The sequence below is a fragment of the Massilia sp. Bi118 genome (assembly GCF_918697865.1).
GTDB lineage: Bacteria > Pseudomonadota > Gammaproteobacteria > Burkholderiales > Burkholderiaceae_D > Telluria.
In genome coordinates this window covers 95,869-107,725 of sequence record NZ_CAKKMV010000012.1, presented here as the reverse complement: position 1 = coordinate 107,725, position 11,857 = coordinate 95,869, and the positions used below count along the sequence as shown (strand labels likewise).

The 11,857-nt window shown below is 63.5% G+C and carries 11 protein-coding genes and 1 other RNA gene; 5 read left to right on the top strand and 7 right to left on the bottom strand.

Annotation, left to right across the window (positions count from 1 at the left end):
- Window positions 1-10: 10 nt before the first annotated feature.
- The 4 genes from pheA to gyrA all read right to left on the bottom strand — a co-directional run bounded on the left by pheA (window position 11) and on the right by gyrA (window position 5,623).
- The gene (gene pheA / locus LQV39_RS18310; protein ID WP_230027574.1) at window positions 11-1,081 is read right to left on the bottom strand and encodes a prephenate dehydratase; all 1,071 of its coding nucleotides are present in this window, start codon (window positions 1,079-1,081) and stop codon (window positions 11-13) included.
- 126 nt (window positions 1,082-1,207) lie between these two features.
- Entirely contained in the window at window positions 1,208-2,296 is a 1,089-nt protein-coding gene (gene serC, locus LQV39_RS18305; protein WP_230027573.1) for a 3-phosphoserine/phosphohydroxythreonine transaminase, read from the bottom strand.
- A 10-nt stretch (window positions 2,297-2,306) separates the two neighbouring features.
- Window positions 2,307-2,855 carry a DUF2059 domain-containing protein gene (locus LQV39_RS18300; protein WP_230027572.1) on the bottom strand — a complete coding sequence of 183 codons (549 nt, stop codon included), beginning with the start codon at window positions 2,853-2,855 and terminating at the stop codon, window positions 2,307-2,309.
- A gap of 152 nt (window positions 2,856-3,007) precedes the next feature.
- Window positions 3,008-5,623, bottom strand: a complete 2,616-nt coding sequence (gene gyrA / locus LQV39_RS18295; RefSeq protein WP_230027571.1) for a DNA gyrase subunit A — start codon at window positions 5,621-5,623, stop codon at window positions 3,008-3,010.
- A 407-nt stretch (window positions 5,624-6,030) separates the two neighbouring features.
- Here gyrA and ompA point away from each other — a divergent pair, with 407 nt between their 5' ends.
- The 4 genes from ompA to LQV39_RS18275 all read left to right on the top strand — a co-directional run bounded on the left by ompA (window position 6,031) and on the right by LQV39_RS18275 (window position 9,008).
- Complete coding sequence (ompA, locus tag LQV39_RS18290; RefSeq protein WP_290368604.1) at window positions 6,031-6,747, top strand: outer membrane protein OmpA; 717 nt, start codon at window positions 6,031-6,033, stop codon at window positions 6,745-6,747.
- Window positions 6,748-6,844: 97 nt separating this feature from the next.
- Window positions 6,845-7,564 carry a bifunctional 2-polyprenyl-6-hydroxyphenol methylase/3-demethylubiquinol 3-O-methyltransferase UbiG gene (ubiG, locus tag LQV39_RS18285; RefSeq protein ID WP_374199442.1) on the top strand — a complete coding sequence of 240 codons (720 nt, stop codon included), beginning with the start codon at window positions 6,845-6,847 and terminating at the stop codon, window positions 7,562-7,564.
- 24 nt (window positions 7,565-7,588) lie between these two features.
- Window positions 7,589-8,284 (top strand): HAD family hydrolase, encoded by a 696-nt coding sequence (locus LQV39_RS18280; protein WP_230027570.1) that lies wholly within the window; start codon window positions 7,589-7,591, stop codon window positions 8,282-8,284.
- A gap of 100 nt (window positions 8,285-8,384) precedes the next feature.
- Window positions 8,385-9,008: a glycine zipper 2TM domain-containing protein gene (locus LQV39_RS18275; RefSeq protein ID WP_230027569.1), complete on the top strand. Its 624-nt coding sequence runs from the start codon at window positions 8,385-8,387 to the stop codon at window positions 9,006-9,008.
- 50 nt (window positions 9,009-9,058) lie between these two features.
- Here the strand turns inward: LQV39_RS18275 and LQV39_RS18270 are convergent, their stop codons facing one another.
- On the bottom strand, window positions 9,059-9,820 hold the full coding sequence (locus LQV39_RS18270; protein WP_230027568.1) for a class I SAM-dependent methyltransferase: 762 nt from the start codon (window positions 9,818-9,820) through the stop codon (window positions 9,059-9,061).
- 249 nt (window positions 9,821-10,069) lie between these two features.
- Here LQV39_RS18270 and ssrA point away from each other — a divergent pair.
- Window positions 10,070-10,428: a transfer-messenger RNA gene (gene ssrA / locus LQV39_RS18265) on the top strand.
- A gap of 232 nt (window positions 10,429-10,660) precedes the next feature.
- On the opposite strand, the gene LQV39_RS18260 is transcribed toward ssrA, so the two are convergent.
- Window positions 10,661-11,251, bottom strand: a complete 591-nt coding sequence (locus LQV39_RS18260; RefSeq protein ID WP_230027567.1) for a type 1 glutamine amidotransferase domain-containing protein — start codon at window positions 11,249-11,251, stop codon at window positions 10,661-10,663.
- Window positions 11,248-11,823 (bottom strand): type 1 glutamine amidotransferase domain-containing protein, encoded by a 576-nt coding sequence (locus tag LQV39_RS18255; protein WP_230027566.1) that lies wholly within the window; start codon window positions 11,821-11,823, stop codon window positions 11,248-11,250. Before LQV39_RS18255 ends, LQV39_RS18260 begins: the two co-directional genes overlap by 4 nt.
- Window positions 11,824-11,857 lie beyond the last annotated feature (34 nt).

The following is an 11,857-nucleotide window of genomic DNA, read 5'->3' as shown; positions in this document are numbered from 1 at the left end:
AATAAATGGTTTACAGGCCGACCGGGTAGGAGCCCAGAACTTTGAAGAAGGCGGCATTCGCCTTCAGCTCGTCGAGCGCGCGCCTGACCGCCGCATCCTGCTGGTGGCCTTCGACGTCGACATAGAAGTAGTACTCCCAGGTCCCGATGCGGGCCGGGCGCGATTCGAAACGCGTCATCGACACGCCGTGCGTGGCCAGCGGCGCCAGCAGCTTGTACACCGCGCCGGCGGTGTTCGGCACGGCCAGCACCAGCGAAGTGCGGTCGGTGCCGGACGGGCCGGCGGCCTGGCGGCCGATCACGGCGAAGCGGGTGCGGTTGTGGGGGTCGTCCTGGATATGGGCCTGGACCACGCCCAGCTTGTACTGTTCGCCCGCCATCTCGCTGGCGATCGCGGCGATGCTCGGATCCTGGCTGGCCAGCACGGCGGCTTCCGCGTTCGAGGCGACCGCGCGGCGCTCGATGTTCGGATGGTGCAGGTTCAGCCAGGCCTGGCATTGCGCCAGCGCCTGCGAATGCGCGCACACGACCGTCACGCCATCCATGCTGCCGGTGCGGGACATGAGGCTGTGGTGGACCGGGATCGAAACTTCGCCGCCGATGATGGCGGTGGTGCCGAGCAGCAGGTCGAGGGTGCGGTTGATCGCGCCTTCCGACGAGTTCTCGACCGGGACCACGCCATAGTCGGCGGTGCCGGCCTCGGTGGCGCGGAACACCTCGTCGATCGACACGCAGGGCATGCCTTCGACGGCGCTGCCGAAATGCTGGAACACGGCCTGCTCGCTGAACGTGCCGGTGGGGCCGAGATAGGCAACCGTCACGCGCTTTTCGAGCGCGCGGCAGGACGACATGATCTCGCGGAAGATGGTCTGCACGTCCTGGTCCTTGAGCGGGCCCGGGTTGTTGTCGGCGACCTTGCGCAGGACCTGGGCTTCGCGCTCGGGACGGAACACCGGGGCGTTGGTCTCGGCCTTCACGTGGCCGACTTCCTGGGCCACCTTGCCGCGGCGGCTGAGGAGCTCGAGGATTTGCGCGTCGATGGCATCGATCTGTTCGCGCAGGGGTTGTAGTTTGTCTGTCATTGTTTGCTCGTGATTATGCGTTCACTCGTCGTTCCCGCGAAGGCGGGAACCCAAGTTCGTTGAGCAGTCGAGATGCAAACAACACTTGGATCCCCGCCTTCGCGGGGACGACGAGCAGCGGGCGAATCAGCGGCCCGCAAACTCGTTCAAATAATCGACCAGGGCATGCACGCCCTCGATCGGCATCGCGTTGTAGATCGATGCCCGCATACCGCCGACGGACTTGTGGCCCTTCAGTTGCAGCAGCCCGCGCGCCTTGGCGCCGGCCAGGAATTGGTCGTTCAGGGATTCGTCGCGCAGGTAGAACGGTATGTTCATGCGCGAACGGACGTCTAGCGCCACGCGGTTCCGGTAGAAATCGTCGGCGTCCAGCGCCTCGTACAGCAGGCGCGCTTTTTCTATGTTGCGCTGCTCCATCGCCGCCACGCCGCCCAGCCGCTTCAGGTGGGCGAACACCAGGCCGGCGATGTAGATCGCGTAGGTCGGCGGCGTGTTCAGCATGGATTCGGCATCGGCCACCGCGCGCCAGTTGAAGACGCCCGGGCAGATAGCCAGCGCGCTGTCCAGCAGGTCCTCGCGCACGATCACCAGGGTCAGGCCGGCCGGGCCGATGTTCTTCTGCGCGCCGGCAAAGATCACGCCGTACTTCGAGACGTCGATAGTGCGCGACAGGATGTGCGAGGACATGTCGGCCACGATGGGCGTGTCACCCTGCACGGTCGGCACGAAATTGAATTCGACGCCGTCGATGGTCTCGTTGGTGCAGACGTGCAGATAGGCGGCATCGTCGCTCAGCTTCCACGTGTCCTGCGGCGGCACGGTGGTGAAGCCGCTCGCTTCACCGGAGGCGGCGACGTTCACGTTGGCGTAACGGCGCGCTTCCTTGATCGACTTGCTGGACCAGGAACCGGTCTGCACGAAGTCGATGGTCGCCGGCTGTGGCTTACGGCCAGCAAGGTTCAGCGGAATCAGCGAGTTCTGGCCCAGTCCCCCGCCCTGCATGAACAGGACGCGATAGTTGGCGGGGACGGCCAGCAGTTCGCGCAGGTCGGCTTCGGCCTGCCGGTAGATCGAAATGAATTCGGGGCCGCGGTGGCTCATCTCCATCACGGACATGCCGCTGCCGTGCCAGTCGAGCATCTCGCTTGCTGCCTGCTGCAGCACTTCTTTCGGCAGAACGGCCGGGCCGGCGGAGAAATTGAATACCTGGGTCACCACGTCTCCTTTACTTGGCCATGACAGCTTGGGCGGTCTGCTCCATCATTTTCTGAATCCGCGGCATCATGATGCGGTTGCTGATCGCCATACTCTGGGTCATCAGCTTGGGCATGTTCGCCAGCATTTTCTGGCCCACCGGCGAACCGTAGAAGGCACTCAGCTGGTGGATCTCGTCCACCGTGTAGGTCTCGGCGTAGAGCGGCACCATTTCCTGCAGCATTTCATCCACCAGCGACGCATCCGAAAACAGCGCGTGGTTCGCCGCCAGGAGGGCGGGCAGCTTCTTCTCGAGATCTGCCAGCGCGGCCTGCTTTTGCTGCGCACTCATATTCTTGTCGCTCTGGACCAGGCTTGTCAGCGAGCTACGGATCTGCGCCGGCATGGCCTGCTCGGCCTGCTTCAGCGACTGGATCATCACTTCGCGGATCTTCATCGCCTCCATCATCTGGCGGGTCGCCTGCACCGCGGCGGGATCGAGTGCCGGCTTTGTCTGCGCAAAGGCTGGAACGGTCGCGAAGGCAAAAGCGGAAACGATGGCAGCGAGATGCTTTTTCATGGAAGTCCTCAATGACGGGAACTCGATTTTCGCACGAAACTTGCAAAAAATCCTCACCCCAGCCGATTTTTCGCCGCATTGCAGCAAACGCGGCCAAATAAAAACGGCCCGTGCATCGCTGCAGGGGCCGTCTTGATGGGAAGCTGGCAGGATTACTCCGGCGCCGGCTCCAGTTCCACTTCGTCGACGTCGCTCTCGACCACGCGCTGCAGGCCGGACAGCTTGGTGCCGTCTTCCACCGCGATCAGGGTCACGCCCTGGGTCGCGCGGCCCATTTCGCGGATCTCGGACACGCGGGTGCGGATCAGCACGCCGCCGGTCGTGATCAGCATGATCTCGTCGCTGGTGTCCACCAGGGTCGCGGCCACGACTTTACCGTTGCGCTCGGAGGTCTGGATCGCAATCATGCCCTTGGTGCCGCGGCCGTGGCGGGTGTACTCCGTGATCGGGGTACGCTTGCCGAAGCCGTTCTCGGTGGCGGTGAGGACCGATTGCTGCTCGTTCTCGGCCACCAGCAGCGCGATCACGTTCTGGCCTTCTTCCAGGTTCATGCCGCGCACGCCGCGCGCGGTACGGCCCATCGGGCGCACGTCGTTCTCGTCGAAGCGCACGGCCTTGCCGGCGTCCGAGAACAGCATCACGTCGTGCTTGCCGTCGGTGAGCGCGGCGCCGATCAGGAAGTCGCCCTCGTCCAGGTCGACCGCGATGATGCCGGCCTTGCGCGGGTTGCTGAAGTCGCGCAGCGGGGTCTTCTTGACCGTGCCCAGGCTGGTGGACATGAAGACGTAGTGGTCTTCAGGGAAGCTCGAGTTCTCGCCCGACAGCGGCAGGATCACGGTGATCTTCTCGCCGTCCTGCAGCGGGAACATGTTCACGATCGGCTTGCCGCGCGAATTGCGCGAGCCCTGCGGCACTTCCCACACCTTCAGCCAGTACATCCGGCCGCGGTTGCTGAAGCACAGCATGTAGTCGTGGGTATTGGCGATGAACAGCTGGTCGATCCAGTCCTCGTCCTTGGTCGCCATCGCCTGCTTGCCGCGGCCGCCGCGCTTCTGGGCGCGGTATTCCGAGATCGGCTGCGACTTCATGTAACCGGTGTGCGACAGGGTCACCACCATGTCCTGCGGGGTGATCAGGTCTTCGGTTTCGAGGTCGCTGGCGTTGTGCTCGATGGCCGAGCGGCGCTGGTCCTTGCCGTTCTCGGTGTAGTCGGCACGGATCTGCGCCATTTCGTCGACGATGATCGCGGTCACGCGTTCCGGCTTGGCCAGGATGTCGAGCAGGTCGGCGATGTGGGCCATCACTTCCTTGTACTCGTTGACGATCTTGTCCTGCTCCAGGCCGGTCAGGCGCTGCAGGCGCATCTGCAGGATTTCCTGGGTCTGCTCGTCGGACAGGCGGTACATGCCGTCGGCCTGCATGCCGTAGTGCTTCGGCAGGTGCTCCGGACGGAAGGCTTCGATGCCGCCGGCGGCGCCGGTTTCGGTGCGGCTCAGCATCTCGCGCACCAGGGACGAATCCCAGGTGCGCTGCATCAGCTCGACCTTGGCGACCGGCGGCGTCGGCGCGGCCTTGATGATGGCGATGAACTCGTCGATGTTCGCCAGCGCAACCGCCAGGCCTTCCAGCATGTGCCCGCGCTCGCGCGCCTTGCGCAGCTCGAACACGGTGCGGCGGGTGACCACTTCGCGGCGGTGCGACAGGAAGCTCTCGAGCATCTGCTTGAGGTTCAGCAGCTTCGGCTGGCCGTTGACCAGGGCCACCATGTTCATGCCGAAGGTGTCCTGGAGCTGGGTCTGCTTGTACAGGTTGTTCAGCACCACTTCCGGCACTTCGCCGCGCTTCAGCTCGATCACCACGCGCATGCCCGACTTGTCGGACTCGTCGCGGATGTCGGAGATGCCTTCCAGCTTCTTGTCGCGCACGTTCTCGGCGATGCGCTCGAGCAGCGACTTCTTGTTTACCTGATACGGCAGCTCGTCGACGATGATGGCGATGCGGCCGCCGTCCTTGCCGTATTCCTCGAAGTGGGTCTTGGCGCGCATCACCACGCGGCCACGGCCGGTGCGGTAGCCGTCACGAACACCGGACACGCCGTAGATGATGCCGGCGGTCGGGAAGTCCGGCGCCGGGATCAGCTCGATCAGCTCGTCGATCGTGCAGTCCGGGTTCTTCAGCACGTGCAGCGCGCCGTTCAGGACTTCGGACAGGTTGTGCGGCGGGATGTTGGTGGCCATGCCGACCGCGATGCCCGAGGAGCCGTTCACCAGCAGGTTCGGGATGCGGGTCGGCAGGACCGTCGGTTCCTTTTCCTTGCCGTCGTAGTTCGGCTGGAAGTCGACGGTGTCCTTGTCGATATCGGCCAGCAGCTCCTGGGAGATCTTGTCCAGGCGGCACTCGGTGTAACGCATCGCCGCGGCGCTGTCGCCGTCGATCGAACCGAAGTTGCCCTGCCCGTCCACCAGCGTGTAACGCAGCGAGAAATCCTGCGCCATACGGACCAGGGTGTCGTAGATCGAGGCATCGCCGTGCGGGTGGAATTTACCCATGGTCTCGCCGACCACGCGGGCGCACTTCAGGTAAGGGCGGTTCCACACGTTGTTCATCTCGTGCATCGCGAACAGCACACGGCGATGCACCGGCTTGAGACCGTCGCGCGCATCCGGCAGAGCACGGCCCACGATCACGCTCATCGCGTAATCGAGGTAGCTCTTGCGCATCTCTTCTTCCAGCGAAATTGGAATTGTTTCTTTTGCGAATTGATCCATTGGCGGGTCGGCTTTTTCAGCAGTAAATTTGAATTCCTAAGCTCATGATTTTACCACGCGCGCCATATATCAGCAGCCGATTTTGAAAGCAAGATCAGCACGGCAAGAGTGTGCACAATTGCCAAGTTGACACATGCCTGTCATAAACTTTCGTCAAGCTTGCGAACTGTTCACAACACGTTGTTGCGCAGAAACAACGCGACAAATCCCATGCGCCGCAATTGAGCTGGCTGCGGTCGTGCGGATGTGGCGTATGTGGCAAAATGGCCGAGAAGTTAATTGCATGTTTCACAATGCGAAACAGGCACGTCTGTGCAGAATGTTATGATTCTGCCCATGTGCTCGCTCCAAGCGCTGCTTCGCAATGTTTCGCAGCGGGAAAGAATTTACCGAAAGGAAGAAAAAATATGAAGAAAATTGCAACCCTCATGCTCGCAGCTTCGGCAGCGATCGCAGGCAGCGCTTTCGCGCAAAGCGCACCGCCCTACGCACCGCTGACGACCGACATCATGGCGCCGAAGCCGTACAGCGCCTACGTGCAGGATGCCCGCGGCGTGATCGCGCGCAATCCTTTCGGCCTGTGCTGGCGTACCGGCTACTGGACCCCGGCCGACGCGGTCCCGGGCTGCGACGCGCCGCTGTGCGTCCCGCCTGAGAAACTGGAAAACGGCAAGTGCGTCGCCCCGCCGCCGCCGCCGGCACCGGTTGAAGCACCGGCGCCTGCCCCGGCTCCGGCCCCGGCACCGGCTCCGGTCCCGACCTCGGAAAAAGTGAGCTACTCGGCTGACGCCTTCTTCGACTTCGACAAGGCTGTGCTGAAGCCGGCCGGCAAGGCATCGCTGGACGACCTGACCTCGAAGCTGAAGGACATCAACCTGGAAGTCATCATCGCCGTCGGCCACACCGACTCGATCGGTACCGATGCCTACAACCAGAAGCTGTCGGTCCGCCGCGCTGAAGCCGTCAAGGCCTATCTGCAGAGCAAGGGCGTGGAATCGACCCGCATCTACACCGAAGGCAAGGGCGAGAAGCAGCCTGTGGCCGACAACAAGACCGCCGCCGGCCGCGCCAAGAACCGCCGCGTGGAAATCGAAGTGGTCGGTACCCGCAGCACCCAGCAGTAATCGGCTGGCCTGACCGCCACATGAACCCCGCTTCGGCGGGGTTTTTTTTCGCCATCCCAACCGTAGCGCCGCGGCATTTCCGCTATTATTCCGACCTATGACGACACAAGCACCGATGACGGCCAACGCCGACCCCCTGGAAATCCAGAAATTCAGCGAACTGGCCCACCGCTGGTGGGACCCGACGTCCGAGTTCCGCCCGCTGCACGAGATCAATCCGCTGCGCCTGGAGTGGATCAACGCGCGCGTGCCCCTTAGCGGCAAGAACGTGATCGACATCGGCTGCGGCGGCGGCGTGCTGTCCGAATCGATGGCGCGCAAGGGCGCCAAAGTGACCGGCATCGACCTGTCGAAGAAGGCGCTGAAAGTGGCCGACCTGCACAGCCTGGAATCGGGCGTCGAGGTGCGCTACAAGCTGATCGCCGCCGAAGACATGGCCGCCGAGGAACCGGGCCAGTTCGACGTCGTCACCTGCATGGAAATGCTCGAGCACGTGCCCGATCCGGCCGCCATCGTGCGCGCCGCGGCTACCCTCGTGAAACCGGGCGGCCACGTGTTCTTCTCGACCCTGAACCGCAACCCCAAGTCCTACCTGTTCGCGGTGATCGGCGCCGAGTACGTGCTGCGCATGCTGCCGCGCGGCACCCACGACTACGCCAAGTTCATCACACCGGCCGAGCTCTCGAGCTTCATCCGCGCCGCCGGCCTGCAGGTCGACGGCCTGAAGGGCCTGAGCTACAACCCGCTGACCAAGATCTATTCGCTGAACCAGGACACCGACGTGAACTACATGGTCGCCTGCACCAAGCCTCTGTAATCCCGCACCGATAAAGCGCAGTTCATGACCTTTCCTTCCCGCCTGCCCGCCCCGCGCGCCGTCCTGTTCGACCTCGACGGCACGCTGGCCGATACCGCGCCCGACCTCGCCGCCGCCGTCAACTGGCTGCGCACCGAGCGCGGCCTCGCGCCGACGCCCTACGAGGTGCTGCGCCCGACCGCCTCGGCCGGCGCCCGCGGCATGATCGGCGCCGCCTTCGGCCTGCAGCCAGGCGACGAGGGCTACGAAGAGCTGCGCCTGCAATGGTTCGACCGCTACCAGTCCGCGATGGCGGTGGAGAGCACGCTGTTCGACGGCGTGCCGGAACTGCTGAAGGGCATCGAGGACGCCGGCATGGCCTGGGGCGTGGTCACCAACAAGCCGATGCGCTTCACGGACCCGCTGATCCCGCAGATCGGCCTGGCGCACGCAGGCTGCGTGGTGTCCGGCGACACCACCGGTTTCGCCAAGCCCCACCCTGCCCCGCTGCTCGAAGGCGCGCGCCTGCTGGACCTGCCGCCGGAAGCCTGCTGGTACGTCGGCGACGACCTGCGCGACGTCGAAGCCGGCCGCGCCGCCGGCATGGTGACGGTGGCCTGCGGCTGGGGCTACTGCGGCGAGATCCCGCCCGCCACCTGGGGCGCCGATTACCTGCTCGACACGCCGCTGCACCTGCTGCAGGTTTTGCATGAGGTGATCAGCGCTGCTCGGGCCGCCTGATACATATCTTTACGATTGATACAGGCTGCTGTCTAGCTCCTGACGATTGTCCCCAGTAATCTACTCCCATCGAACAACGCAACGTCTCGGGAGTAGACAAATGGAAGCGATCAAGACCACCACCAACCGTATCCACCCGCTGATGGCAGCAGCTGCCGCGTCGGTCATCGTCGTCAGCCTGGTCGGCACCGCTGCAATCACCGGCGTCCTGCCGAGCTCGAATAGCGCACCGTCGCCGCAAGCTGCGGCACTGCTGAGCTCGCAGAACGGCTATGGTCCGGCTGTGGCTTATGCCGGCGCCCCGGCTCCGCTGCCTGCTGCTGCGGTCCAGATGACCCCGATCCAGGCCCAGGCGCTGCCGTCCGCTTACGCCCAGCCTGTGCAGGGCGCCTATGCGCAGCCGGCCGCCGCCATGTACGCCCAGCCCGTTGCCGCAGCCGCGCAGCCGGCCCCGGTGGTGATCAAGGAAACCATCATCAAGGAAGTGCCGGCCAAGGCCGCACCGCGTCAGCGTACGGTGGTGCACCACACCTATGCCCGCAACGATTCCTACGCCCCGGCCCCGCGTCCGGCGCCGCAACCGAACTACATCGGCATCGGTACCGGCGCCGTGATCGGCGGCCTGATCGGCAACCAGGTGGGCGGCGGCAACGGCAAGAAACTGGCAACCGTGGCCGGCATCATCGGCGGCGGCATGATCGGCAACCAGATGATCAACCGCTAATCATCGGCCAGTTTGTAGAAAGCCGCGGGTGCGCAAGCCCCGCGGTTTTTTTACGTCTTGCGGAACACGCTGACGATGATGTCGCTCGGGAACAGGCCCAGCACGGGAATCGCGCACAGCGCCGCAAGGTACTGCAGGTAGAGCGAAGGCCCAGAGATATTGCCGGCGCAGCGGATGCGCTCCAGCAAGCCCTTGGCGCGCAGCGCAGGCAGCTCGCCGGAATGGAGCCGCTCGAAGCCATGCTTGGCCACCAGGCGCTCGAGGTTGGCGGGACGGAAGTAATGGACGTGCGGCGACGGCAGGTCCTTCTGCCACAGGCGCTCGAAGGGACTGCGCCAGCCGAACTTCGCAAACGCCTTCGACAGGCGGTAGAAGAAACCCGCGCTGTTGGGCAGGTTCAAGATCAAGAGGCCGCCCTCATTCAGGCGCGCATGGCAGGCGTCGAGGGCTGCACGGATGTCCGGAATGTGTTCGATGACGTCGTTGAAGACGATGACGTCGAAGGTTTCGCCGGGCTGCAGCGCATCCGGAAAATAGCCCTGGCGCACAGGCAGGCCACGCGCAGCGGTGCGCCCGCCGACCACGGCATCCGGCTCGATGCCGAGCACCTCGAAGCGCTCGCGCGCCGTCTCCAGGAACCAGCCATGGGCGCAGCCGACGTCGAGCAGGTTGCCCGCGCCCGGCTGGGCCAGGCGCCGTGCGAGAGCGACGATATCCCGGAAATTCTCCTGGCGCAGCGCCTTCAGGCCCAGCTCACGCTCATCCTCGTCGACCGGGCTACCTTCCGTCTTCTCGTTAATCGCACCTTGCAAGGCGGCGCTTTCGTACCCACATTCGTGGCAGGACGCATGCCACCCGGTCAAACCGGCAGCTTGTGGGGTGCCGCAGACGATACAAGTCATTCGAACCTCATTGTTGATCATTCGGAATCTCCTGCAGCTGAGATGATAGTCCGTGTTTGACAACAAAAGTCTATCGAAAGTTAACTTTCACAGACGATTCATGAGACCCGCATCACTGCACACCGCCTCTGTTTGCGATACAATGGAGGTTCTTCGTTGGGGGGCGACCTGGTTTCGACGTGGGTTGCAAAGCAGCGCAGGGCATACCGAGGACTGGTTACCTCGTAAATACATCCAGAAATCAATAACTGCAAACGATAACTCGTACGCACTCGCAGCTTAATCGCTGCTAGCTCTACACCACCTCGCCTCTCGGGTGGGCCGCAAGGCAAGTAGAGTCATTTAGAGAGGCTAGGAATCACTCGGGTCACTTGGGTGCTTCCGAAATTTAAGGTGACTCGCTAGTACACAGGGTGCACATCCCCGTTGTGCTGGTTAAATTAAATGATAGTGCTAAGTATGTAGAACTGTCTGTAGAGTGCTTGCGGACGCGGGTTCGATTCCCGCCGCCTCCACCAGTATTCAAAAACAAAGCCCCGCCGGCTTGCGCCGGCGGGGCTTTGTTTTTGAATACTGTCGTTCCGGCGGCGGGAATCGAATCCGCGTCCGGCACGGACGAGGGGCGGAGCCGGGAATTCTCGCCGCAACGCGGCGAGCCGGCGGAGCGGATTGGCGCCGGCAGGCGCCAATCCCCCCGATTCGCCTGACTAAGCAGTCGCGCAGCGGCTGTGCAGTAGAGCGTCAACAACCTCAAGAAGTCGGCCCAGGATCCGTCCCCACCGCCATCATCAACTCCTTCACCAGCGCATCATTAAAAGCCGGCAAATCATCCGGCTTGCGACTGGTAACAAGCCGCGCATCGACAACAACCTCATCATCGGTCCACTCAGCCCCGGCATTCACCAGATCCCGTTTCAAACTAGGCCAGCTGGTCAAATGCTTGGCAGTAGCAATACCCGCATCGATCAAGGTCCATGGCCCATGACAAATCGCCCCAACCGGCTTGTCCTCGACATCAAACCCGCGGATGAAATCGATCGCCTCGCGACTCATGCGCAGGTTATCCGGGTTCGCCACGCCGCCCGGCAGCACCAAGGCATCGAAATCGGTCGGATTCGCATCGCGTACGTTCATCTCGACCCGGAACCTGTCGCCCGGCTGCATATGATTGAAGCCCTGCACTTCCTCGCCGGCGTCCTTGGGCGACAGCAGCACCACGGTGGCGCCGCGCTCTTCCAGATAAGACCGCGGGCTGGTGTATTCGATCTGCTCGACGCCGTCCGTCATCAGCATGGCCACGCGTTTGCCCTGCAAGGGTTTGCTTGAAACCTGTTCGATCATTGCATTGCTCCCAGTTCCTGCAGGATGGCCTGGTTGAAGGCCGGGATGTCGTCCGGTTTGCGGCTGGTAACGAGCTTGCCATCCACCACCACCTGCTCGTCGCTCCACTTGGCGCCGGCGTTCTGCAAATCGATCTGCAGGGTCGGCCAGCTGGTCACGCGCCTGCCGGTGACGAGCTCGGCATCGATCAGGGTCCAGGGGCCGTGGCAGATCGCGGCGATGGGCTTGCTTTGCATGCCGAATTCGCGGATGAAGCCGATGGCATCAAGCGACAGGCGCAGCTGGTCCGGATTGGCCACGCCGCCCGGCAGCACCAGCGCATCGAAGTCGGCCGGGCGCGCATCGCGCACGTTCATCTCGACCTTGAACTTGTCGCCGAGGTCCATGTGGTTGAAGCCCTGGATTTCCTCCCCAGCCGGTTTGGGCGAGACCAGGGTCACCTGCGCGCCCTGCTCCTCGAGGAAGCCGCGCGGCCCCGTGTACTCGACCTGCTCGACGCCATCCGTCATCAGGATGGCCACGCGCTTGCCCTGCAAGGCGCGGCCCGCGCTCTGTTGCGAATTCTGTTGCATAGCACCTCCTTGTGGTCGGAGGATCGATTCTAGT